This window comes from Calothrix sp. PCC 7507 (genome assembly GCF_000316575.1).
Taxonomy (GTDB): Bacteria; Cyanobacteriota; Cyanobacteriia; order Cyanobacteriales; family Nostocaceae; genus Fortiea.
Genome location: NC_019682.1, coordinates 2,029,588 through 2,054,160, shown reverse-complemented (window position 1 = coordinate 2,054,160; position 24,573 = coordinate 2,029,588). Strand labels below are relative to the sequence as shown.

Below are 24,573 nucleotides of genomic sequence, written 5' to 3'. Positions count from 1 at the left end.
CTAGAGTTTATGGATGATCTGCTAGATTTGGGCAGACTAATCAATAAATCCGAATTGCATCATTCCATGAACAGCGATCGCAATGATTTACGTTTGTAGTGTTCAGGTTTCCCAGTTCTCGACCAATACGCGATAATTGAAACATCTCCTGCAAAGAAGCATATTTTCATGATGACTGAGCGACTTGAGCAGGCGATCACTCGATTGAAAACCTTGCCTACTGACCAGCAAGATGCGATCGCCACCCTAATTCTGGAAGAACTTGAAGATGAACGGCGATGGGACGAGTCTTTTGCCCGTTCCCCAAATTTGTTAGCTCAATTGGCAGCCGAAGCAATGACAGAATACCGGGCAGGCAAAACTCAGGAATTAAACCCAGAAACGTTGTGAAATCTCGTACTACTGCCCAGTTTCGTAAACTGTTTGCCGATCTTCCAAAGTCAGTTCAGGAGCAGACTCGCCAAGCCTATCGGCAGTTTAAGCAAGATCCGAGCTATCCCAGCTTGCGATTTAAGAAAATCCATCCAAAATTACCCATTTACTCTGCGCGCATCAACAAGGATTATCGTGCTGTTGGTCAGAAGAAGATACTGTAATCTGGTTTTGGGTTGGATCTCATGCGGAATACGATATGCTGCTCGATCAATTGTAGTGCGATCGCCACGGCAATAGGATGCATTACGCGCTTCGCTTTAGCGCAGCCATCGCTTTATAGTAGACATAGCCGAAACCCTGATTTTACTGAAATATTTCTAGACGAGCGTGTTTTTTGTGACTTTTTTGCCAATTCTCAATCAATTGAGGGAGAGAAAAAATGCAAATTGAGCCGATACAAGTGATGATTCCCACACCCGACGGACAAATGCCCGCCTTCCTGTATGGGTCAACTGAGCCTGAGAGCCAGCCTGCTGTGTTGCTGCTGATGGAAGCCTTTGGTTTAACGTCTCATATCCGAGAGGTAGCGAACCGAATTGCTAATGAAGGGTACGTAGTGTTGACCCCAGATTTATACTATCGTGAGTTACCAAACAACACATTTGGCTACGACGAAGTTGAGCAAGCAATGGCGATGATGTATCGCCTCGACTTCGGCAAGCCAGTTGAGGAAGACATAAGAGCGGCTGTAACATATCTCAAATCACAACCCAATGTGTTTCCAGATCGGGTGGGTGTGACGGGATTCTGTCTGGGTGGCGGTTTGACTTTTCTTGCTGCTTGCAAGTTATCAAATGAAATTGCGGCAGCAGCCCCCTTCTACGGCATGGTTCTGGATGAGTGGATTGATGCAGTCAAAAACATCAAAGTACCCGTATATTTCTTTCACGGTGGTGTTGATCCATTCATTCCGCTCGAACGTATCAAACAAGTCGAGTCCAGATTCCAGGAACTGCACAAAGAGTACAGGTTGAAGGTTTATCCTGATGCCGATCATGGTTTTTTTTGTCATGAGCGTTCTTCTTATAACCGCTTGGCAGCGGAAGACTCTTGGCGCGAGTTGACACAGTTTTTGGATGCACATCTGCGGGAAGCGGTTTAACGCCCATCCCTTCAATTCCCCACTAAAGTGCGATCGCTTAATTGGTCAAAGAGCGATGTCTGAAGACAAGCCACTACCCTTCTTCTGACGGAGACGCTTCTCTACGAGAGGCTCCGCCAACGCGTAGCTTGCTTTCCCGTAGGAGTACGGGAACGACTACGTCGAACGTGTCTACGCAATTCAAAATGAAATCAGGAGCGATCGCTCTTGACTTTAGTTCAATGGCAAACTATCACAAAATTTGTGAGAGCATGATTTCTGTGCAATCAGCTTTCTTACTTTCATGCCGACAAACGATTCTGAATTGCAAATTCAAGCGCAAAGAATCCTGGATGCAATTGTCTTGACACCCTTTGAACAATGCCAGCTTTTAAGTCGCGAATTTGCCAACATTCCTCCTCGTCCTGGGATCTATGCAATCAGACACAAAACTGATGGATTACTTTACATTGGTAAAACCAAGAGCCTGCGGGGTCGCTTTAGTGGAGGACACAAGGCTTTTTTGTGGGCATGGCTCGACAAATACAGCTATGAAGACGTTCGGATTGCGGTGCAGCCAATTTCTTACTGGCAAAACCCTGCGTTACTATAGGACTCATATTTGATTTCTGAAATACATGTAGGGGAGCCACCCTCGTGCGCGGGTTTCCCGCGTTGAGAGGAGTGGCGTTGGGCATTGCCCACCACATCCGGGTTTTGGTGGGCATTGCCCACCCTACACTTAAGATTAAAGTGTACGGAATTTTTTCAATAATCAAACCGGATTCCTATATTGGAGTTAGAAGCAATTATTCTTAGAGCTACTGAACCTCCTTACAGTGTCCAAATTCCACCCCAGAGGTGAACCTATGCAAGCTAAACTTCAAGAGCAACTTACAAGTGCTGATGCTGAAGTTATCTTAGGACATTTACCTCAGAGAATTAGAGCAGCTCTGATGACCCGTGCTACTGAAATTGAGTATCCAGTCGAAGCCGTAATTGAAATGGCGTTCACGTAGTGTCTCTGAAAGAGAATCGCTAGTTTCCTGGATACGGAAGCATTAGGTTTTGCAGATTGCAAACCAGGACGTGGACAATAAAGCCATAGCGCAGCAAGTACAAACAACAAGTGCGATCGCTGTTTTATTCCCAGAGGCGATCATGGTTTTGGTCAGTCATTAAGAGGGCGATCGCACTTTGATTTTAGCCCTGATGTTGTCGTCTGTAATTTCATCCACAGCGGATTCGGTATAAAGTTCTTGAATTAAAGCCTTCAAATCTGGATGTCAGCTATTTGGTATCACTAACAACCCATCGACTATTTCCAGCATCCCATAAAAGGGAGAAGCGCACAACACTAGGAACTACTTTTCCCGTTTTCATAGAGTATTCTAACTGAGCTTCAACGGTGGCTGTTTCGGCACTTGCTTCTACCAAATTCACTTCTTCTACATCAACACTTTCAACTTTTCCACCCCACCAATCAATATAAGAAAGATAACCATTGGGATGAAGACGTTTATTACTTTGATAATTGGGAGATAGCTGATTCCATCCAGTTTGAAACTCACGTTTATTAATAGTTGCAAAATAATTTTGTATAGCTTGTTCTGGTGATGGTCTATCAACTTGTGCTGGTGTTTCAGCAGATGGAGTTTCACTCTTGAGCGGTGTGGGAGTAAGATTAGGTGCGCTAGGGCTGGGAAATATTGATTTTACTGGTGTGACGATATCCTGGGGTTCGTTGCGGGTTGTGGTGTCCGGACGTTGGGTTTTGACGGATGGCGCTGTATTCTGGGGTTGGTTATTGATTGTGGCTTGTTCGCTAGATAACGGTGATGACTGTGCTATTGGTTGGGGTTCTTTTTTGTTGTTGATGGCAAAACCAATGATGATGGAAGCACCAATCAAACCACCTGCAATTAAACTACCTGCAAATATTCCTCGTTGACCATTGCTTTGATTTATTGGTTGAGGGAGAGCAGCTGGACTGATGGGAATTGTGTATTGGGGTGTGACTGCAGTAGGGGGTAGATTAGCTGCTGGTGGCTGGGCGTAAGGAACAGTAGGCTGCATGGTTACTGCACCCAATTGTAAGGCTTCTAGCATTTCTCTGGCTGTGGGATAGCGATCGCGTGGATGATAAGCGATCGCCCGATCAATCACCATTGCCAATGAGGGGCTAACATTTAAAGCATGTTGACGCCAAACAATTTCTCCAGTCCGGGGATCTGTTGCTATTTCCTGTGGCTGTCTACCAGTTAGCAAATAAATGGCTGTGATCCCTAAACTATATAAATCACTAGAATAAACTGGTCTACCTGCAGCTTGTTCACTAGGCATATACCCTGGCGTGCCAATCACAATCGAGCTGGTAGGATTACCTTGGGAATTCACCATTGTTCCCATCGATTCTCGCACCGCACCAAAATCAATGAGTACAGGTTTGCTGTCACGGCGACGCAAAATAATGTTATCAGGCTTGATATCGCGGTGAACAATCCGCTTCGAGTGGACGTATTCCAGAACTGGTAATAAGTTGATTAAGATTTCTCGGACTGCACTTTCACTCAATAACCCTTGCTGCTGGATTTTTGCGGTTAATGTCTCGCCTTCAACCCACTCTTGCACTACATAAAACTGACCTTCTGACTGAAAATATGCATATAAAGAGGGAATCTGGTCAGTAGAACCGCCCAAATCTTCTAGAATTGCGGCTTCTCGCTGAAACCTTTCTCGCACCAGTTGGTAAATCTGCGGATTGTTTTGAATCGGTTTGAGTTGTTTAATGACGCAGCGGCGATTGGACGGCATTTGGGTATCTTCCGCGAGGAAAGTTTCACCAAATCCACCGCCTCCTAAAGTCCGAATCACTTGATAGCGATTGTTTAGCAGCATTTCCATAAGTCAGCATCAGTCAGTAAAGACAAGGGTTATTGCTGTATACTTTAACTCGTTTTCACTACTTGACCATGCTAACTTGAGATTTAGTGCGATCGCTATGTATTTGCCAGCTTAAACCTATGTATAATTCCTATTTTGATCCAACAGATGATCATTCTTGTTCTTCAAATATAGATGGTAAATATCGGGGATAAATAAAGTAGGGAAGATTTAATCTATCAAACTCTACACATAGCTTTCTGACCAAAAATCCTTTGATCTTCTAATGCTGCTAGCATTTCTCTAGCACTGAGATAGCGATCGCGTGGTGATTGTTGTATTGCTTTATCCAACACCGTTGCGAAACTAGGACTGACATTCCGAACGCCACAATTGATCCTGATGCTCAAGGACGCTACATCCTGCGGGATTACAGCAGCAATGGGGTGTTTGTCAATGGTCAACGAGTCTCAGGAACAGCGGTGCTATCTCATGGTGTGAAAATCCGCATTGCACCTTTTACATTGGTTTTGCGTGATGATCATTTAGAAATTTTAGATCAAGGCGATCGCATTCGTCTGGAAGCGCACAATTTAGTCATTGAAACGAAAGGTAAGCGGCGACTAGATGACCTGTCTTTTGCGATTGAACCAGGACAGTTTGTGGCTTTGGTAGGGGGGAGTGGTGCGGGTAAATCTACTTTGATGCGGACTCTCTTGGGAATTGAAAAAACAACTCAAGGTGTAGTCCATCTCAACGGGGAAGATTTACAAAAAAACTTCAATATTTACCGCAATCAAATTGGTTACGTACCGCAAGATGATGTAATCCACTGGGAATTGACAGTTGCAGAAGTTCTCACCTATGCAGCTAAGTTGCGATTACCACCCGATATAAATCTCAAACAAGTGGTGGATGAAGCATTAGCTGCGATTAAAATGAGCCATCGTCGTCAAGCTTTAATCAGTGACCTCAGCGGTGGACAACGCAAAAGAGTCAGCATTATTAACCCAACGTTACCTACAATTAATTTTACGCGATCGCGTTAGTCTTGTCCTAGCTCTGATCACTGCACCCATCGGTATTAGTTTAATAACCTTAGCCTTAAGATATTTTTTAGATATTTGGAAATTGGTGACTGTTAACTGTTGATGGGTGACTGTTGGCGGTGAATGCTTTGTTAGGCTAGTTTATACCAATTTAAAAAAAGAATGTGACAGATGGGTAGTAGCACAGCACCCATAAACTATCGGTTTTCCCGAAAGTCTATGGAAGCCGTGCCCGTACGAAGAACGTATGTGTTGCAAATATTATTTGAATTGGTATTAGCGGTTGACAGTCAACAGTCAACAGTCATCACCTACTTTTTAAAATGTCTCAAATTATGTTCGTCTTGATATTTAGCAATATAGTCTATATTTTGCTGCTCTAATTTGTTTATTAATGCAGGCGGAAATTCCTTTGGAGGATATACAGGATTATACCAAGACTGCTGATTAAAGTATTCTTGTAAGCCAGGAGTCTCAAACCTGCGACCAAGACGAGCGAAAATGGAATTTCGCATAATATCTAATTCAAATCCACTTTTACCATCTAAATCTGCATCGGTTACAAGCCTGTCAGAAAGCCAGGAATAATCGTTAGCAGTTGTGGTATCAATTGGTGGTGTTGATGCTGGGGTAGGAATAGATTGGGTGATTGGTGGTGGTGTAAATTCAGGAGTGGGGATAGTTTGGGTTTTTGTAATTGTTTTTTGTATTTGAGATGTGACAGTGGGGGACGTTGTTGGCGGTGATGAAACAGCAGGAGTTTCTATGACTTGGGATGCTGTAGTTGGTTGTGTTTCTGCTGTGGGTTGAGAAGATTTTGGTAACACCTGACTAATAATCACGGATGCACCAACTAACCCACCTGCAATTAAACTACCAAGAAGAATCCCGTTGGGACTATTTTGACTATTAGTAACTTGATTGTTTTGCGGAGCAACGGGAACAGTTGGCGGAGGCGGTGCTGATACTACTGGCGGTTGGATAAAAACTGGTTGTGTGGGTGGAATCGGATTTGTTGTCCCCTGCAAAGCATCTAGCATTGTTTTAGCAGTGGGATAGCGATCGCGTGGATGATAGGCGATCGCCCGATCAATTACCTCTGCTATCATCGGATTAAGATGGCTGGCATAGTTACGCCACATCATCTCTGCTGTATGTGGGTCACTTTCTATTTGTTGTGGTTGTCTACCAGTCAGCAAATAAATTGCTGTCACCCCTAAACTATATAAATCGCTAGAATAAACTGGTCTACCTGCGGCTTGTTCGCTAGGCATATATCCTGGTGTGCCAATCACAATCGAACTGGTAGGATTCCCTTGAGAATTGACTACCGTCCCCATCGATTCCCGCACTGCACCAAAATCTATCAGCACTGGTTTACCGTCACGGTACCGCAAAATAATATTATCTGGTTTGATATCGCGGTGAACTATCTGTTTACTGTGGACGTACTCTAAAACTGGTAACAAATTCACCAATAATTCCCGAACAGCGCTTTCACTAAATAAACCCTGTTTTTGCAATTTAGCTGTGAGCGTATCGCCTTCAATCCATTCCTGAACTAAATAAAATTGTCCATCTGAGACAAAATATGCATACAACTTGGGAATTTGATCAGACGCACCGCCGAGTTCTTCTAAAATTGCTGCTTCCCGTTGAAACCGTTCTTGCACCAGTTGATAAATCTGGGGGTTATTTTGAATCGGCTTTAGCTGCTTCACCACACAAAGGCGTTTTGATGGCATATAGCTATCTTCTGCTAAATAGGTTTCACCAAACCCACCAGCACCGAGTGTCCGGATGACTTGATAGCGATCGTTCAACAGGTTTATGGTCATGGAAGTTTGCGATTAACAGCTAACCTGCGGCTAATTTTTGAGAATATCTTGACTCATCTTATACAAACTTTTCCAAGTTATACCAAGTAAGAGTTTTTCAGATGTGGTTTCAGCCTAACGTACAATAGGGGCAATTCCTTTCTCAGAAGGGTATCCGGTAACTTGTGAGCATTGGCAAATGGTTAGAGAATACTCACCCCCGCTTGAAAGTGGCGATCGCCTGAATCGTCCTGAATTTGAGCGGCGTTATGCAGCTGCACCCCACATCAGAAAAGCAGAACTCATCGAAGGAATTGTTTACGTGGCCTCTCCCTTACGACATGAACTGCATGGCAAACCCCACAGTCGAGTCATGACTTGGTTGGGAGTTTACCAATCATTGACTCCCGGTGTTGACTTGAGTGATACCCCAACTGTCAGACTAGATTTAGATAACGAACCTCCGCCTGATGCAGTGCTGTTTATTGAACCGAATGCAGGTGGACAGACTCGCTTGAGCAGCGATGATTATATAGAAGGCGCACCTGAGTTAATTGTAGAAATTGCCGCCAGTAGCGCTGCGATTGATCGGGGTAGCAAAAAGCAGGTTTATCGCCGTAATGGGGTGCGGGAGTACGTAATTTGGCAATCCTACGAGAATGAAATTGAATGGTTTTACCTCAGCGATGGCGACTATCGATCGCTATCTCCCGATGCAGATGGGATTATTCGCTCGCAGGTGTTTCCTGGGTTGTGGTTAGCGGTGGAGATGCTTTTGAGCAACCAAATGGCACAGGTGCTGGAAGTGTTGCAGTTGGGATTAAATTCACAGGAACATGGCGATTTTGTCAAGCAATTAGGCCAAAAATAAATTAGCGATCGCCCTCCATTATGAAAGTAGAGACGCGTTAGCAAAGTGGGACGTTAGCGGGGCGAAGCCCAGTCCAATTTCGCGTCTCTACTCAGGTTCTAAGATCCGCGACTTCTTGTAGACACCCTTAGGGTAGAAGTCGCGAATCTCAACGCCATCAAAATTAACTAGACAACAGTAGATAATTGCTTTTGAAAGTAAGCTTGCAAAACTCTCTCGGCAATTTGACGGCTAGTTAAACCTAATTCCGCCTTAGATTCATCTGGTGTCGCATGATCAACTAAGATATCTGGCACACCGATACGCTTCACGGGGACGACAATATCAGCATCTAGTAGCGCTTCCGCCACTGCAGTACCAAAGCCACCCATGACACAGCCTTCTTCTAAGGTGACAACGCGACCGATTTTCTTCGCCAAAGGCAAGATTAATTCAGTATCCAGAGGCTTGACAAAACGAGCATTAATCACAGTTGCTTCAATGCCGTGTTCGCTGAGGATTTCCGCAGCTTGCAAACTTGGGTATACCATTGTGCCGTAGCCGAGAATTAACACATCATCACCGGTACGGAGAATTTCTCCTTTGCCGATTTCTAGAGGTTCCCAGCCTTCTTCCATCAATGGCACACCATGACCATTACCACGAGGGAAGCGCATAGCGATCGGTCCGCTGGTATGGTTAACACCAGTCACAATCATACTTTGCAGTTCTGCTTCGTCTTTAGGCGCCATCATCACTATATTGGGAATACAACGCAGATAGGCAATGTCATACATCCCTTGGTGAGTGGGTCCATCAGAACCGACAATTCCCGCCCGATCCAAACAGAAGAATACTGGCAGATTTTGGATGCAGACATCGTGAATTATCTGGTCATAGGCGCGTTGCAAGAATGTAGAGTAGATAGCGGCGACGGGGCGCATACCTTCAGCAGCCAGTGCAGCAGCTAGAGTGACAGCATGTTGTTCCGCAATCCCGACATCAATATATTGATTAGGCAATTTCGCTTGGAGTTTGTCTAAGCCTGTCCCCGTGGCCATTGCGGCGGTAATCCCAATAATTTTGGGGTTTTGTTCGGCGAGTTTGACTAGGGTGTGGGCGAAGACTTTGGCATAAGCCGGGGGTTTGGGCTTACTGGAGGGGATAGCTTTGCCAGTTGTCAAGTTGAAAGGGGTTTGGGCATGGTAGCCTACTTGGTCAAGTTCGGCAATTTCATAACCTTTACCCTTGATTGTTGCCACATGTACTAAAACAGGCCCTGGTATTTGATGCGCCTGTTGGAAAGTAGCAATCAATTCTTCTAGATTATGACCATCTACTGGCCCCATGTAGGTGAAGCCGAGTTCTTCAAAAACTGCACCGACTTTGGGAACTGCTAAACGCTTCATTCCTTCTTTGATGCGGGCGATTTCGGGAGACAGAGATTCACCGACAAAGGGAATTTGTTTGAATTGTTCTTCGAGGTTATCTTTGAAAAACTGCACTGGTGGACTGAGGCGCATCTTATTAAGATAGCGGGGAATCGCACCAACGTTAGGAGATATGGACATCTCGTTGTCGTTGAGAACAACCAGCAAGTTAGTTTTGGGCAAGTGTCCGGCGTGGTTGATGGCTTCTAATGCCATACCCCCAGTTAAGGCGCCATCACCAATAACAGCGACGGATTTAAATTTTTCTCCTTTTAAGTCTCTTGCTAAAGCCATGCCCAAAGCGGCTGAGATACTAGTGGAAGCATGTCCAGCGCCAAAGTGGTCAAATTTGCTTTCACACCGCTTGAGATAACCAGCAATTCCGTCTTTTTGCCTGAGGGTATCGAAGTTGCTATAACGCCCTGTGATCAGTTTATGGGGATAAGCTTGGTGTCCTACATCCCAAATGACTTTATCTCTATCCAAGTCCAGTGTTTGGTAAAGCCCTAGAGTTAACTCTACAACACCCAAACCTGGTCCGAGGTGTCCACCAGATGTTGCGACTGTTTGCAGATGTTTATCTCGGATCTGACGAGCAATTTGTTGCAGTTGCCGAATCGATAAACCGTGCAACTGATTGGGATGGGTGATTTCACTCAGATGCATATTATAGGGTTTTCCTCTCTAATGTCTACTTCTGGTATCTTTGATTCTCCCACGGTCGGGTTGCCCACAGAGTTATATGGAGTTGCATTAAGTTAGATAAACTAAAACGAAGATAAAGGGAAGTTTTTATCTTTGTTTGCTTAACGCGGTTCACCTGTATCGGGAATAATGGGAACTTCCGGCGTGTCTGCCTGTTTCTTTTGTCGCTGTAAATATTTACTCAATACGTAAGCCATATCTCCACGAGTCATGGGCTTTAATGGGGAGATGTTATTTTGAGCGTCTGTGTTGATAAATCCTTCGGTGATGATTGTGGCGATCGCTTTTCTGGCCCAACTGGGTATAGACTTGGCATCTGGATATGGAGCCAGAATCTCATTCACACTTTCATCGGGAAACTGAAATACACCATAAGCTTGGGCAAAAATTGCCAAGGCTTCTGCTTTTGTTACCCTTTGATTAGGGAAAAATAGATTGCCTCGATAGCCTTTCATAATATCAGTTTTTAAAACTGTCTGAATATCTTTATATGCCCAATGAGAAGTTGGCACATCTGATACTGATATAATGTTTTCTGCTTGGGATGCCTGTCGTTTATCTAGACGGAATGCTTTCACCAAAATTGAGGCTAGTTCTGCACGATTTATCAAGCGTTCTGGATAAAATTTACCATCAGCAAAGTTGGTCATTAACTTCGCTGAAGTTACCCTTTGAATTGGCTCCGATAGCTTGCCTGCATTTGGTTCTATCTCTTGGGCTTGAACGATAGATGGAAAGATTTGCAGGAGTATAGCTAAGGAAATTGTACCTAGCAGCTGCCTCATAATTCTCATTAATCTTAATCTGCCAATCTGAATTTATAACGAACTGTGATACTAACCTACTAGAGAAAAACACTGCCTAATGATTATAGCGATGATATGGGATTTTTGCTGTGGCGATATTCTCGTCTTTCATCAAAAACTTATGGGGGCAAGGCTCAGAGTTTTAACTTACATCATAAATTGAGAATCTTATTGTTCACGACTGATCAGAACTTACCATATATATATGAGCAAAGTATCTCACCTATGTGATATGGCGAGGGAGTCAGAATTCAGGAGAATGCCATATTCTGGCTCCTGATTCCTTATGAGTATTTCATTCATCTGAGAATTGCTATATGGCAATTCTCAGTTACGTGAGGTACAGTTTTAAATCGCAAATCCTGTAGGGGCGGGGAAACCCCCATTGGTGTCAACTTAACGTGAAATCGGCGGTTAGAAACCGCACGCCAGTTGCTACTCTACGAGAAGCCGCTCCGCGTCTACAAGTCGGCAGAGCCGACGACAGTCACCTCAAGTTGGGGAGACAGCGCCGTGGGCGGGTTCCCCGACTTGTAGCAAGTGGCGCGCGAATTCCATTCGCCGGGGCTTAAGTTGACACGTATGGGAAACCCCGCCCTTGATTGCATTACATCCCACCGATAACCGCTATATATGGCAATTCTCGGTTACGTGAGGTACACCCGTAAGGGCACGGCACTGCCGTGCTACTACAGCTTGCGATATAATTTTATACCGCATCTGAATGGGAACGGCTATGGCAATTATTTTGAATTATAAAACGTACAGCATGGCGTAAATAAAGCTATCATTTCCAACAGGCACAAGCCTTGATATATAAAACTTTTGACTTTTGACTCCTTGCCCTGAGCGTAGCCGAAGGGTTGACTTTTGACTTCCACCCTGCGGTACTAGAGATGTAGTATAGTCGGCTGTGATAGTGCTGTCTACTTATTAAATATTTTAGGAGTTTTGGGCATGACCGCAGCAGCAGACCCTGTGAAGTTAATGAAACAAGAAGTAGGCAGAGCCGCCGCCGCTCTGGTAAAATCAGGTTCTATTGTTGGGTTGGGCACGGGGTCAACCACAGCATATACGATTCAGTTTCTGGGCGATCGCCTCAAGTCTGGCGAACTCAAAGATATCGTTGGCGTTCCTACCTCATTTCAGTCAGAAGTTTTAGCCAAGCAGTATGGTGTTCCTCTCACCACTTTAGATGCGATCGATCATATCGATATTGCCATTGATGGTGCAGATGAAGTCGATCCCCAAAAAAACCTGATTAAAGGCGGCGGTGCGGCACATACCCGCGAAAAAGTAGTAGATTACCTGGCAAATCAATTCATCGTCGTGGTGGATAGTGGTAAACTAGTAGACCGCTTAGGTTCTACTTTTCCTGTACCAGTGGAAGTGATCCCAATGGCAATTACTCCCGTCACCAATGCCATTATCAAACTGGGCGGTAAGCCGGAACTCCGCATGGGTGTGAAAAAAGCCGGCCCAGTCATCACCGATCAAGGTAACTTTGTCTTAGATGTCAGATTTGACTCTATCGACGACCCAGTCAGCCTAGAAAAAATCCTGAATAACATTCCTGGCGTACTAGAAAATGGCATTTTCGTCAATTGTGCAGACTTAGTTTTAATTGGCGAAGTTAAAGATGGTCAACCATTGGTAAGGCAGATATAGTCAGTTATCAGTGAACAGTTATCAGTTATCAATTTACATCTGATGTGAATTACAAAAGTCAACATAATATTAAGGATTTCACGCTTTATAGAAATGTTGCAATACAAAGTATCTACGCGAAGATACAAGGTTTCAGCGTCTAATTCATATTCAGCGTAATTTGTTCACTGATAACTGTTCACTGTTCAGCTGAGTATCAGCATTCTTCCAAGCTGTAGTGAATTCTGCTTGTACGAGTTTAGCGGACTGAAGTTTCCCTAGTGCTTGCAAGCTGGCTTGTAACCCAAATAGTGAGCGTCCGTTATGGGGATACTTTTGCAAGTCTTCACGAAACACTTTCTCGGCTGCAGGATAATCACCCTTAGCTAATAGCACACCACCCAAGGATTCCCGTGTAGAGATGTACCAGTCTGGTGGTTCTGTATAATTTAATGCGTCTTCTTGGGCTACTGCGGTTTCTAGAAATTTGATGGCAGAATCATCATCTTGCTTGGCTTTGGCAATTTTAGCGTCTAACAGATTGCCAGCAATATCCAGAATATTACTAGCGGGACTCGCCCCAATCATTGCTGTAATTGGAATTGTGTTTTGGGCGGTGAGTAATGCATTGCGTTCCTCTGCAGCATCCTCAAGTTTACCTATAGCAGCATTTGCCATCCCACGAGCAAAATGCCAGATTGCCCTAGTTATAGGTAATTTAACATCAGGAGCAGGTGTCTTTAAAATGGCATCCCAGTCATCAAAGCGCACTTGAATCAAGATTTTAGTGCCGAGATAGCCCTCAATCATAGGGAAACCTTGGACAAAAGGAGTAGCATTAGCCACCAATTTCTCTGCGGCTGCAATAGCATCTTGATATCTACCAGCCATTGCACTAGCTACAGCGAGAAAATGTATGTTGTGGTTATAGTACATCAGGGGATAAAAACCCTGAGGGTGATTTTTTTGGATGTAAGCTTCATCTTGAGCGATCGCCTGCATATTAGACAACATCGCCTTGTGATAATCTCCCACACGGAAGTAAATATGACCAGGCATGTGTACCAAATGTCCAGAGGCGGGAACTAGGGTTTCTAGTCTGTTAGCACTCTTGAGGGCGCGTTCTGGAGAAAGTGACGCTTCCACAGCGTGGATATAGTAGTGATTAGCACCGAGATGATGCGGATCGCGTTGCAGCACCGATTCTAAAACAGTCACAATCTCTTCTGTATCTACCTGTGGTCGTCCATCTTTAGTCCAGAGTTGCCAAGGGTGCAAATCCATCAAACTTTCAGCATATAAAGTTGCTGCATCCAAATCTTGGGGATAACGTTTGACTAATTCTGCCATCGCGTTTTTGTAGTCTACCGCCAGCTTGTGCAAATCTACATTAGGGTTATTTGTGTAACGCTTTGCTAAAGCGGTAATATAGTCTCGTTCCTGTCTTGATGCTGTAGAAGATAGCGCCAAAGCTTGTTGTACTGCTTGATAAGCAGCTTGTTCTCGTTCAAAGTCTACATCTAAGTTAATATTAGGCCCTAAAGCCAGGGCAATTCCCCAATATGCGATCGCTAAATGCGGATCAAGTGTAGCAGCAGCTTGAAAGGAATGCACAGCCTCATCATGGTTGAAAGCGTAAATCAAATTTAACCCCTGGTCAAAAAACTTTTGCGCTTGGGGATTGTGGGTGGAAACTTGATGATAGTGTGTTCCGAGTCCAGATATTAAAGTGTAGGGCTGCTGTGTTTGAGCAATCGCCGGATCAGCAGAAATTAAGGATAATATCAGCAGCCAGAGAAAAAATAAGTACTTCATCCTCAAGATTCCCATTTTTCAAGCTTTTTTCTTTTTATTATCCAAATGCCATGCTTTCTCTAAAGTGGCAATTTGTTGACGAAAAACAGCAGCCCGGTATTTCTTATAAGTATTAATTCCTAGATAAAAAGTTATAGGTATGACCACCACAATAAGCGCGATCGCACCGTTAATAGATATGATATTTTGACCTGCAGAGCCTACCTGAGAATGGTTAGGCGTTGGCTGACTAGTAGAATATTCTTGCATGATTGCCTCCAAAGCAATAGAAATTAACTAAGTATCAATAAACTGGCATACTTATGATGATAGTTATTAAGCCAGTGGTCAGTTGTTATGGTTGGGAATGGGGAATAGGCAACTTGTACTGAGCGGACTTGTACTGAGCGAAGTCGAAGTAGCCGAAGTATAGGCAATAGGGAACAAGCTTGTAACGTCTCTCTATTTCAGGTATTCTCATTCATGTCATAACCCACCTGGAAACTGCCATAGCTGAATTAATTACTCTTCACCTAAAACCTACAAAATTATGTCTGTTGCCGCTTAAAGAGGTATTGGGGATTGGAAAACACAAGAATCATTTCCCCCCCATCCCCCTCACTCTTCCCCTCCACGACTTCCTAGCCCCTCTGCATCCCTTCTCTCTTCCTCAAATAGCAAATTTGGTATTTGCATAATAAATGGGAGTTCTGCCCCCACAAGACCCCGCAGAATGCGTTCTGATGTCTCACTAAAAACCACAAACAGGGGATATACAGTATTAGCACCCTCGCTTAAAACATGACTATGGCGGGGAGGCATTAACCACTCATAATCTTTGTCTAGCCAAACCTGAGTTTGTCGCCAACGTTTCAACAAATCAGAAAAGTCTTCATGAGGACGATGAATAAATATTAAAATTTCGACTCCAGTTTTGACTTTCCACTCCGGATCGCACATCAAAATTGCCACATCACAGGGTAGACAAGTTGCCTCCGGTGCTGTTGTCGCGGAATTGCGGAGACGAACAATTGGGAGGGGGATAGTGATTAAACTTTCATCGGGACGGCGTAAACTAGGAATCATTTCTAGATAGGGACGGTGTTGCTTGAGTAAAGCGATCGCTGCCAAATGATTGCTATACTCTGCCAAACTAGCTTCGTAGTGAGATTGTTGCACAGACATAATTTTTTAGTTATTCCGTCATCAGTTATATGACTACTATTCGATTTTTTAAATATTAAGTAGGGTGGGCAATGCCCACCAAAATGCGGATGTGGTGGGCATTGCCCACCCTACAAATTTTGAGATTTTCTCAACAATCAAACCAGATTCCTATATTAGTTATCTGGTATCAAATTCACTTTTCACTGTTTGCTGATAACTGTTCACTGATATCTGTTTCTTAGCCTAGCTTCTCAAATACCTTGAACATAGGTAGATACATAGCAAGCAAAATTGTCCCCACCATTCCCCCCAGAACCACAATCATCACTGGTTCCAAAATACTAGTCATTGCTTTCACAGCCTGCTCAACTTCATCCTCATAGAAATCAGCAACTTTCATTAACATTGCATCTAATTCTCCAGTTTCTTCGCCGATGCTAATCATCTGAATAGCCATAGCTGGAAAAACTGCTTCTTTTTGCAAAGCAATGCTAATCATACCTCCTTGTTGAATCTCTATCCGAGCTTCATCTATAGCATTAGCAATTACCTGGTTTCCAGATGTATCTCTCACAATTTCTAAGCAAGTTAAAATTGGCACACCTGAACGAGTTAACGATCCAAAAGTGCGGCTAAAACGGGCAACCGATGATTTTTGAATCAAGTCACCAAACAACGGCATCTTCAAAGATAAACGATCAATTGTTTGCCGACCAACAGGGGTTTTATAATACTTTGAGTAGGCAATTTTTAATCCCACAATAGCAACGACAAGAAAGCCAACATTTGGGCTTCGCAAAAATTGACTACAATCCATCAGAAATTGCGTTAGTGGTGGCAATTCTGTTCCTATTTCCGTAAAAATCTTCGCGAAAATAGGAATCAGAAAAATGGTCATACCAAGAAAGATAGCAACGGCTATAAAACCCACAACCGTTGGATAAGATAATGCTGATTTAATTTGGTTTTGTAAGCGGGCAACATCTTCTAACAACTTAGCCAAGCGATTTAGCACATCGTCTAAAACACCACCCACTTCCCCAGCCTGAATCATACTCACATACAACCCATCAAAGCATTCAGGATGCTTACGCATAGAATCTGAAAGATTCATGCCAGTTTGAACATCATTACTAATATCTACAAGAGCTTTTTTTAGCTTAGGATTACTACATTGTTCTGATAGTACACCTAGACTTCTGACAATTGCGACACCCGCACTAGTCAATGCCGCAAATTGGCGGGAAAAAACAGCTTTATCTTTAACAGTAACCTTAACAAAAGAATTCTGTAATTTTTTCAAGTCAAAGCTTATTGACAAGCCTTGAGATTCTTTAAGTTCTTGAACTACAAAACCCTGATCTCTGAGATTAGTACGTGCTTGAACCAAGGATGCAGCAGAAAATTTTTCTGTTCGGGATTTTCCTTGCGAGTCACGAACACGAGCAACATAGGTTGGCATAGATTAATAAATTCAAAACTTGTACTGAGCTTGTCGTAAAGCCTGCGGCATAGCTACGCTTAGGGCGTAGCCTCTCCGCTAGGAGAAGTATTCAAAATTTAATATAGTCAATAGTCTATTGACTAAGAATTTCACGTTGACCCTTCGGCTTCGCTCAGGGTTAACGGCGGCGAGGCGGCTATCCCTTCCCTTGAATGAGTTGTTTTCCCGCCGCCTTTGATGAAAATTTAATGGGATCTAGCAGCACCAGGTTTTGCGCCTGCGGCGGGTGGCGGTGCTGTACCACCGATGAGCCGTTGAATTTCATCGGGCTTAGAAGTCTTAGACATCGCGGCTTCAAAGGAGATAGTTCCCGCTTTGTAATAATCGGCTAAAACCTTTTCTAGCGTTTGCATACCCAACTTACCGCCAGTCTGAATAGCTGAGTAGATTTGAGATGTTTTACCTTCTCGAATTAAGTTAGAAATAGCGGGAGTAACGATGAGAATTTCTTGAGCCATTACCCGACCATATTCACCAGGCTTGGGGTTTTTCTTTGGTACTAAAGTTTGGCTAAAAACTGCTACTAATGAGTTAGACAACTGCACGCGCACCTGGGTTTGTCTTTCATGGGGAAAAACATCAATAATCCGGTCAACAGTCTGGGCGGCGGAACTGGTGTGTAATGTACCAAATACCAAGTGTCCGGTTTCTGCGGCAGAAATCGCCAAAGAAATCGTTTCCAAATCGCGCATTTCTCCCACCAAAACAATATCTGGGTCTTCTCGCAAAGCTGCTTTCAAAGCATTAGCAAAACTCTTGGTATCTTCACCCAATTGGCGTTGATGAACCAAGCTTTTAATGGATTCATAAACAAATTCAATCGGGTCTTCTACAGTCAAAATATGCTCGGCTTTAGTGCGGTTAATTAAGTCAATCATTGCCGCTAGAGTAGTTGTCTTTCCAGAACCTGTGGGGCCTGTAACTAGAATTAATCCCCGAGGTTTTTCCGTCATTTCCCGCACCACATCAGGCAAACCTAGCTTTTCAAAGTTAGGAATTTTAGAACTCAAAGCACGTAAACAAGCAGCGTAAGCACCACGATCCTTATAAACATTGACCCGGAAGCGTGCCAAACCTTTAACACCATAGGAGCAATCTAATTCCCAAGTCTGCTCTAAGGTTTTACGCTGTGTATTGTTGAGCATACTAAAAATCAGTCTTTGACACTGATCTGCAGTCAATACATCTTCCCCGATGGGGGTGAGTTTGCCACTGATGCGAAAGTAAGGAGGTAGTCCTGCAGTTAAATGCATATCCGAACCACCCATTTCAATCATCTGTTCCATCAAATCTTCAATCATCATTTCCATAGTTTTGCTCTCTTTTTGTTATTTGTTATTTTTTGAGTCAATAGTCCAGAGTCCAGAATAGTGAATTTTAACTCTTGACATTTGACCCTTGACTCATATCTAATCTTGAAAGCGCGATGTCATACAGTAGGGGCAATCTAGCCATTCTGGTTGTAATGTGGCGTTGCAAGTCCGGCATGTCAGACCACTCTTACGTTTGGCTTTTAACTCGGCTTCTAAGCCCGTATCAGTAAACGTCACGCGCTCGACTTCTTCTAGGGTGGTAGCACCTTGACGCACTAAATCTAGGCTGTAGGCTAATAAGGTTTTCATGCCTTCTTCTACTGCTACTTCCTTAATACGTTCTGTGGGTGCGTCTTCGTTGATGAGGGTTTGCAGGTTTTCGGTGACGCGCATGACTTCATAAACACCACAGCGTCCTTTGTAACCAACGCCATTACAAGTTGGGCAAAGCTGATTTTTGGCTTTGGCTTCTGCTACGCCTTCTGTTGTCAAGGAGTTGGCTTTATAGAAAGTGACGCCTACATCTTGAGAAGCTGATAAACCGTAGCGAGCCAGTTCTTCAACTGTGGGGGTATAGGCGATGCGACAATCAGAACAGACGCGTCGCACTAGACGCTGTGCGAGAACGCCTATTAAGGAACTGGAAATCATGAAAGGTTCAATACCCATTTCTCCCAAACGGGCGATCGCACCAGGAGCGTCATTAGTATGTAAGGTAGTTAATACTAAGTGACCTGTCAGCGCCGCTTCAATCGCGGTTTTTGCTGTTTCTTTATCTCGTGTTTCACCCACCAACAAGACATCCGGATCTTGTCGCAAGAAAGCCCGTAGCGCCGTAGCGAAATCCAATCCTTTTTCCCGAATCACCTGTACTTGAGTAATCCCTGGCAAACTGTACTCAATCGGGTCTTCTACAGTACTGATGTTAATTCCTGGATCGTTCTTTTCTGCTAGAGCCGAATATAGCGAAGTCGTTTTACCAGAACCAGTTGGTCCAGTTACTAAAATCAACCCGAAGGGACGACTCACCATATCCTGAACAATATGCAAAGTCTCAGGGTCGGTGATTAACTTATTCAATCCTAGTTGGGTAGAGGAATTATCCAAAATCCGCAATACCACCTTTTCCCCATAACGACTGGGTAAGGTATTGACTCGGAAGTCTACCTTCCGTCCCTCAAACATGCGGCGGATGCGTCCATCTTGGGGTAAACGCCTCTCAGCGATGTCTAAACTAGCGATGATTTTAAATCGGGCTGTCACCGCCGCAATGATTTTTTTCGGTAGGGGGTCAAAAGCTTCACGCAGTACCCCATCCTTGCGAAAGCGAATGCGGAGGTTTTCTTCTTGGGGTTCAATGTGAATATCAGAAACCTTCTCATGCAAGGCTTTGGCGAGGATTCTATTGACTAAGTTGATGACTGGGGCATCCTCTGCACCCTTCATCGCTGCACCCAAATCAGCCTCCATGTCATCGGGTGCATCTTCTAAGTCAAGATTTCCGAGATTTTCTAAATCCTGATTAATGTCTGTAAACTTTTCTTGGTCTAAGTGTTTTTGTTTAACAGCCTGTTCATCTAAGTATTGATTGATTAACTGCTGGTAATCTTCCTGGGTAATCACCATGCGCTGCAATGCTAAACCTTGTGGGCGCAAGATGCGATTGAGGTCATCGGAAGCCTCTAGATTATCCGGATCGACCATTGCCACTAAAACACAGGGGGGGGTCTGATCTTCGTGTTTTGAAAGTGGCACTAAACGATGACGACGGCAAATATCTACTGGGATGAGGGTTTCAATTAGCTGCCCCACCATAGCATTACCAAGCTGGTTGACTTCCGGATCAAGGGATTCAACACCGTATAATATTTTAAGTTCAAATAACTGTTGTTTCTTATATTGCCTGAGTAACTCAGGAGACAGTTGCCGCCCAGTGATTGACTCTAGCATTTCCGTCAGAGGTGTGCCAGATTTGCGGCTTTCAACCAGCGCCTGCCGCATCTGATCGCTATTAACATAGCCAGCCTGTACTAGCTTGGTGCCGAATGGCGAAAACTCTGTTCTTGTGGTGAGAGCGGTACTACGGCGTTGTGGTGACGAGTAAGTCATAAATGAGCAATTGATTTGGGAAAACCTCTAGTTGAAGTATTCCCAGACTGAGACAAATAATTCTCATTGGAAGTAAGTAAATTCGGACGGGAATGGAGCATGGGGAATTGTACGGTTGGGCAGGATTGATAATTCTTGAAGTATTATTTTTAAGGCAGTATAATTACGGAAAAAAGTTCTACAATCCAGCATAAAAATATTCATTCCCTACTCCCTATTCTCCTAATCCCCACTACCCTCCGGGAAACCGTACTCTCCGAGAAGCCTCGCTTCGCTCGTCTACCACGTCTACGTGGGACCCCCAAATTCCCCATTTCTTGCTCCAGGACAGAGTGTGTACGTTCGGCTTACCGCCTTCAGGGGGTATATACTAATGCGTTCACCATTTGCCACAATAGGAAAACGGTGATATCACTTCCAGGAAAATGCGGCAACAAAATCAGCCTCAGTTGCTAGCCGTAAATACCAACGGTGGCAAGATGTGATGACGTAATGCCGTTAACAGTATCTGGGATGAGTGGACGATGATAGACGAAAATAAACAGGTAAACAATACAAGCCAACAATTGGGTGAACCAATAGAGGTAAAGCAAGCAATGACGAGCGACTCCCCAGCCCCAATAAACTCGAATGAATATGGCAGCGAGGTGACTGAACAAGTCGCAGCCCAACCCAATGTACCGGGAGATTCGGCATCCCCATTAGAAAATGGCGTTGCTGAGAAGACCGAAGTTGACACAGCAGCTTTGACAGAATTGGGACAACAAATTGAATCTCTAAAAACGCAACTAGAAGAGCGGAGTACTCAATATATGCGGATTGCCGCAGATTTTGAGAATTACCGCAAACGCACCCAAAAGGAAAAAGAAGACCTAGAAGTGCAGATCAAACGGAACACGATTCTGGAATTGTTGCCAGTAGTTGATAATTTTGAGCGGGCGAGAGCGCATCTCAAACCGCAAAGTGAAGGCGAAATGACGATTCATAAAAGCTATCAAGGTGTTTACAAACAATTAGTAGATTCCTTGAAACGCTTAGGTGTGGCACCGATGCGTCCTGATGGTCAAGAATTCGATCCCAACCTGCATGAAGCCGTAATGCGGGAACCTACGGATGAACATCCTGAAGGAACAGTGTTAGAAGAGTTAGTACGCGGATATTACTTGGGCGATCGCGTGCTGCGTCATGCAATGGTGAAGGTGGCTGCTCCTCAAGAAGATGCACCACCAGAACCAGAAAATCAGTCGAGTCCAGCCAACAGTTAAGCTGTATTTGCTCGCCTCACTGACCAAAAGTGCCTTGGTGTCAGCAAGGGCGAGTATCCCATATCTAAACTGCGATCGCAGATAGTAAATGAGGTATGTGGAAAATCAAGGAGATGAGGAGGAATAATTACTTCCTCATCTCAACCTGTTTTTCCTGTTTCCTCATATCTACTATTTCTCATACACGTTTCCGTGAGCGTTGGTCTGTAGCCAAAGATATCCCGCGAAACATCACGGCGAGAGAAATACGTAAAAATACTGAACATTATGGGAAAAGTTATTGGTATCGACTTAGGCACGACTAATAGTTGTGTCGCAGTTTTGGAAGGCGGGCAACCGATTGTGATTGCTAATTCCGAAGGTGGGCGAACCACTCCTAGTATTGTGGGATTTGGGAAAAGTGGCGATCGCTTAGTCGGTCAATTGGCCAAGCGCCAAGCTGTCACGAATGCGGAAAACACAGTCTACAGTATCAAGCGATTTATCGGTCGTCGCTGGGAAGATACGGAAACAGAACGCGATCGCGTTCCCTATAACTGTGTCAAAGGTAGAGATGAGACTGTTGATGTTCAAATTCGCGGACGTAACTACACACCACAAGAAATCTCCGCGATGATCCTGCAAAAGCTGAAACAGGATGCGGAAAACTTTTTAGGTGAAACTGTAACTCAAGCAGTAATTACCGTACCGGCATATTTCACAGACGCTCAAAGACAAGCAACTAAAGACGCTGGCACAATCGCCGGTTTGGAAGTCCTACGCATTATCAATGAACCTACCGCAGCTGCTTTAGCCTTCGGCTTAGATAAACAAGACCAAGAGCAGCTAATTTTAGTTTTTGACTTGGGTGGTGGGACATTTGACGTATCCATTTTGCAACTGGGAGACGGAGTTTTTGAAGTCAAGGCCACTTGTGGTAATAACCAGTTGGGTGGAGACGACTTTGATAATGCGATCGTCGGCTGGATGATTGACAACTTCCAGCAACAGGAGAAAATCGACCTTTCTCAAGACAAAATGGCACTACAACGCCTCAGAGAAGCAGCAGAAAAGGCAAAAATTGAACTTTCTAGCATGGCAAGTACATCGATTAACTTGCCATTTATCACCGCCGATGACTCAGGCCCAAAGCATCTAGAAATCGAACTCAGCCGCTCGAAATTTGAAGAACTGGCTGGGCGTTTAATAGAAGCTACCATTGAGCCGATGATTCAAGCCCTCAAAGATGCGGATCTCAAACCACAAAATATTGATCGGATTATTTTGGTAGGTGGTTCCACTCGCATTCCCGCAGTTCAAAACGCCCTCATCAAATTTTTCAACGGTAAAGCACCAGATCGCTCTATTAACCCTGATGAAGCAGTTGCATTGGGCGCTGCAATTCAAGCAGGGGTTTTAGGTGGAGAAGTCGATAATCTCCTTTTATTGGATGTCACCCCCTTATCTTTGGGAATTGAAACCTTGGGAGAGGTGTTTACAAAAATTATTGAGCGCAACACCACAATTCCTACCAGCAGATCCCAAATTTTTTCTACAGCCGTTGATGGGCAAACCTCAGTGGAAATTCATGTCCTCCAAGGTGAGCGGGCAATGGCACGGGATAATAAAAGTCTCGGCAAGTTCTTGCTAGCTGGCATTCCCCCATCCCCCCGCGGCGTACCACAAATTGAGGTATCTTTTGAAATTGATGTTAATGGCATCTTGAAGGTTGCTGCTCAAGACAAAGGCACAGGTAGGGAACAGAGCATTCGGATTACAAATACAGGTGGCTTGAGTGTCAACGAAGTAGAACGGATGCGCCAAGAAGCTGAAGTTTTTGCTGAAGAAGACAGAAGACGTAAAGAATTGGTTGATCTGAAAAACCAAGCGGATAACCTGTTGTCCAGTTACGAATCGACTCTCAAGGATAATGGTGACTTAATTGGCGAGCAGACTAAAGCCTTAGCCAATGAAAAAGTTTCACAACTCCAAACTGCAATGACTGATTCTGGTATTTCCACAAAAGAATTGCAGCAACGTTTAGACGACTTCCAACAAGCTCTATTTGCCATTGGTGCAAATGTATATAACCGAGCTAACACCGTCACTGATGAGGGAGAACAAGTTTCAGATCATACGCCGTCCTCAGAACAAGAACAGGCAATGAGTGGAACACTAATACCACAATTTAACTTTGATTTTGATGACGACAGCACCGCACAAGCCGATTATGAGGCGATAGATTAAAAATAGGGCATTGGGCGTTAGGAGTGCTGAGTGCTGAGTTAGGAGTTAAGAGTTAGGAGTTTTGTTTATTTCCTTGTCCCTTCATCTCCCCGCTCCCCTGCTCCCTTTCCCATTCCCCAAGTTTGCTAGATTGTAGAAGCGAATTACAGTTAGCTAGTCAGTGTTCCAACACAAATACAAAAATTCATGTGGGGGGTTTTCCACACCTAATTGTGCGGCTAGCCCCTCTAGTTGATGAGTCGGCTTTTCTCGTCTAAGTAGCACAATTGTAAAAGAGACAGCCGACTCGGCAGTGAGAAGTTTGAGCAAAGGCTCTCTTAGCTCTTAACTTCCATCGCTTTTGTCGTATTTTACGAAGAAAGCACCTGTTACTCAAAACTTGTTCGTGATTTTTGTCAAAGGTAAAAGGTAAGATCAATTATTAACAAAGATTAACTTTTACCTTCTTCCCTTTGGGTGATGCTCCTACGTGGCTAACGCTACGAAGATCGC

General features: G+C 44.1%; 18 protein-coding genes and 2 pseudogenes. 10 read left to right on the top strand and 10 right to left on the bottom strand.

Features of this window, described 5'->3' with window-relative positions; genetic code table 11:
- Positions 1 to 171: 171 nt before the first annotated feature.
- The 5 genes and pseudogenes from CAL7507_RS08935 to CAL7507_RS33645 all read left to right on the top strand — a co-directional run bounded on the left by CAL7507_RS08935 (position 172) and on the right by CAL7507_RS33645 (position 2,616).
- A complete protein-coding gene (locus CAL7507_RS08935; RefSeq protein WP_042341253.1) occupies positions 172 to 390 on the top strand; it encodes a hypothetical protein in 219 nt (72 codons plus the stop codon).
- Positions 387 to 652, top strand: a pseudogene (locus tag CAL7507_RS33010) (hypothetical protein). The gene CAL7507_RS08935 and the pseudogene CAL7507_RS33010 overlap by 4 nt, the downstream one beginning before the upstream one ends.
- A 162-nt stretch (positions 653 to 814) precedes the next feature.
- Positions 815 to 1,537, top strand: coding sequence for a dienelactone hydrolase family protein (locus CAL7507_RS08925; protein WP_015128136.1), 723 nt, complete (start codon positions 815 to 817; stop codon positions 1,535 to 1,537).
- Between the two features lie 283 nt (positions 1,538 to 1,820).
- Positions 1,821 to 2,129, top strand: coding sequence for a GIY-YIG nuclease family protein (locus CAL7507_RS08920; protein ID WP_042342000.1), 309 nt, complete (start codon positions 1,821 to 1,823; stop codon positions 2,127 to 2,129).
- 256 nt (positions 2,130 to 2,385) lie between these two features.
- A pseudogene (locus CAL7507_RS33645) lies at positions 2,386 to 2,616 on the top strand (hypothetical protein).
- Between the two features lie 190 nt (positions 2,617 to 2,806).
- Here CAL7507_RS33645 and CAL7507_RS08910 read toward each other — a convergent pair.
- Entirely contained in the window at positions 2,807 to 4,420 is a 1,614-nt protein-coding gene (locus tag CAL7507_RS08910) for a serine/threonine protein kinase (protein WP_015128135.1), read from the bottom strand.
- 314 nt (positions 4,421 to 4,734) lie between these two features.
- On the opposite strand from CAL7507_RS08910, the gene CAL7507_RS08900 reads away from it, so the two are divergent.
- Positions 4,735 to 5,448, top strand: coding sequence for an ATP-binding cassette domain-containing protein (locus CAL7507_RS08900; RefSeq protein WP_236556910.1), 714 nt, complete (start codon positions 4,735 to 4,737; stop codon positions 5,446 to 5,448).
- 311 nt (positions 5,449 to 5,759) lie between these two features.
- On the opposite strand, the gene CAL7507_RS08895 is transcribed toward CAL7507_RS08900, so the two are convergent.
- Positions 5,760 to 7,286, bottom strand: a complete 1,527-nt coding sequence (locus CAL7507_RS08895; protein WP_015128134.1) for a YARHG domain-containing protein — start codon at positions 7,284 to 7,286, stop codon at positions 5,760 to 5,762.
- Positions 7,287 to 7,464: 178 nt separating this feature from the next.
- On the opposite strand from CAL7507_RS08895, the gene CAL7507_RS08890 reads away from it, so the two are divergent.
- Positions 7,465 to 8,136 carry a Uma2 family endonuclease gene (locus CAL7507_RS08890; RefSeq protein ID WP_015128133.1) on the top strand — a complete coding sequence of 224 codons (672 nt, stop codon included), beginning with the start codon at positions 7,465 to 7,467 and terminating at the stop codon, positions 8,134 to 8,136.
- 167 nt (positions 8,137 to 8,303) lie between these two features.
- On the opposite strand, the gene dxs is transcribed toward CAL7507_RS08890, so the two are convergent.
- Together dxs and CAL7507_RS08880 are read right to left on the bottom strand one after the other, a co-directional pair.
- On the bottom strand, positions 8,304 to 10,211 hold the full coding sequence (dxs, locus tag CAL7507_RS08885) for a 1-deoxy-D-xylulose-5-phosphate synthase (protein WP_015128132.1): 1,908 nt from the start codon (positions 10,209 to 10,211) through the stop codon (positions 8,304 to 8,306).
- A 140-nt stretch (positions 10,212 to 10,351) separates the two neighbouring features.
- Complete coding sequence (locus CAL7507_RS08880; RefSeq protein ID WP_015128131.1) at positions 10,352 to 11,035, bottom strand: S-layer homology domain-containing protein; 684 nt, start codon at positions 11,033 to 11,035, stop codon at positions 10,352 to 10,354.
- Positions 11,036 to 12,013: 978 nt separating this feature from the next.
- Between CAL7507_RS08880 and rpiA the strand changes: the two genes are divergently transcribed.
- Positions 12,014 to 12,724, top strand: coding sequence for a ribose-5-phosphate isomerase RpiA (gene rpiA / locus CAL7507_RS08875; RefSeq protein WP_015128130.1), 711 nt, complete (start codon positions 12,014 to 12,016; stop codon positions 12,722 to 12,724).
- A 150-nt stretch (positions 12,725 to 12,874) separates the two neighbouring features.
- Here rpiA and CAL7507_RS08870 read toward each other — a convergent pair whose 3' ends face one another.
- The 6 genes from CAL7507_RS08870 to CAL7507_RS08845 all read right to left on the bottom strand — a co-directional run bounded on the left by CAL7507_RS08870 (position 12,875) and on the right by CAL7507_RS08845 (position 20,590).
- Entirely contained in the window at positions 12,875 to 14,518 is a 1,644-nt protein-coding gene (locus CAL7507_RS08870) for a lipopolysaccharide assembly protein LapB (protein ID WP_015128129.1), read from the bottom strand.
- An 18-nt stretch (positions 14,519 to 14,536) separates the two neighbouring features.
- Complete coding sequence (locus CAL7507_RS08865; protein ID WP_015128128.1) at positions 14,537 to 14,767, bottom strand: hypothetical protein; 231 nt, start codon at positions 14,765 to 14,767, stop codon at positions 14,537 to 14,539.
- Between the two features lie 348 nt (positions 14,768 to 15,115).
- Positions 15,116 to 15,682, bottom strand: coding sequence for a hypothetical protein (locus CAL7507_RS08860; RefSeq protein ID WP_015128127.1), 567 nt, complete (start codon positions 15,680 to 15,682; stop codon positions 15,116 to 15,118).
- Between the two features lie 220 nt (positions 15,683 to 15,902).
- On the bottom strand, positions 15,903 to 17,126 hold the full coding sequence (locus tag CAL7507_RS08855; protein WP_015128125.1) for a type II secretion system F family protein: 1,224 nt from the start codon (positions 17,124 to 17,126) through the stop codon (positions 15,903 to 15,905).
- Between the two features lie 227 nt (positions 17,127 to 17,353).
- Positions 17,354 to 18,478, bottom strand: coding sequence for a type IV pilus twitching motility protein PilT (locus tag CAL7507_RS08850; protein ID WP_015128124.1), 1,125 nt, complete (start codon positions 18,476 to 18,478; stop codon positions 17,354 to 17,356).
- Positions 18,479 to 18,577: 99 nt separating this feature from the next.
- Positions 18,578 to 20,590 carry a GspE/PulE family protein gene (locus CAL7507_RS08845; RefSeq protein ID WP_015128123.1) on the bottom strand — a complete coding sequence of 671 codons (2,013 nt, stop codon included), beginning with the start codon at positions 20,588 to 20,590 and terminating at the stop codon, positions 18,578 to 18,580.
- A gap of 524 nt (positions 20,591 to 21,114) precedes the next feature.
- On the opposite strand from CAL7507_RS08845, the gene grpE reads away from it, so the two are divergent.
- Together grpE and dnaK are read left to right on the top strand one after the other, a co-directional pair.
- Positions 21,115 to 21,855, top strand: a complete 741-nt coding sequence (gene grpE / locus CAL7507_RS08840) for a nucleotide exchange factor GrpE (RefSeq protein ID WP_015128122.1) — start codon at positions 21,115 to 21,117, stop codon at positions 21,853 to 21,855.
- 267 nt (positions 21,856 to 22,122) lie between these two features.
- Positions 22,123 to 24,081: a molecular chaperone DnaK gene (gene dnaK, locus CAL7507_RS08835; RefSeq protein ID WP_015128121.1), complete on the top strand. Its 1,959-nt coding sequence runs from the start codon at positions 22,123 to 22,125 to the stop codon at positions 24,079 to 24,081.
- Positions 24,082 to 24,573: the final 492 nt, after the last annotated feature.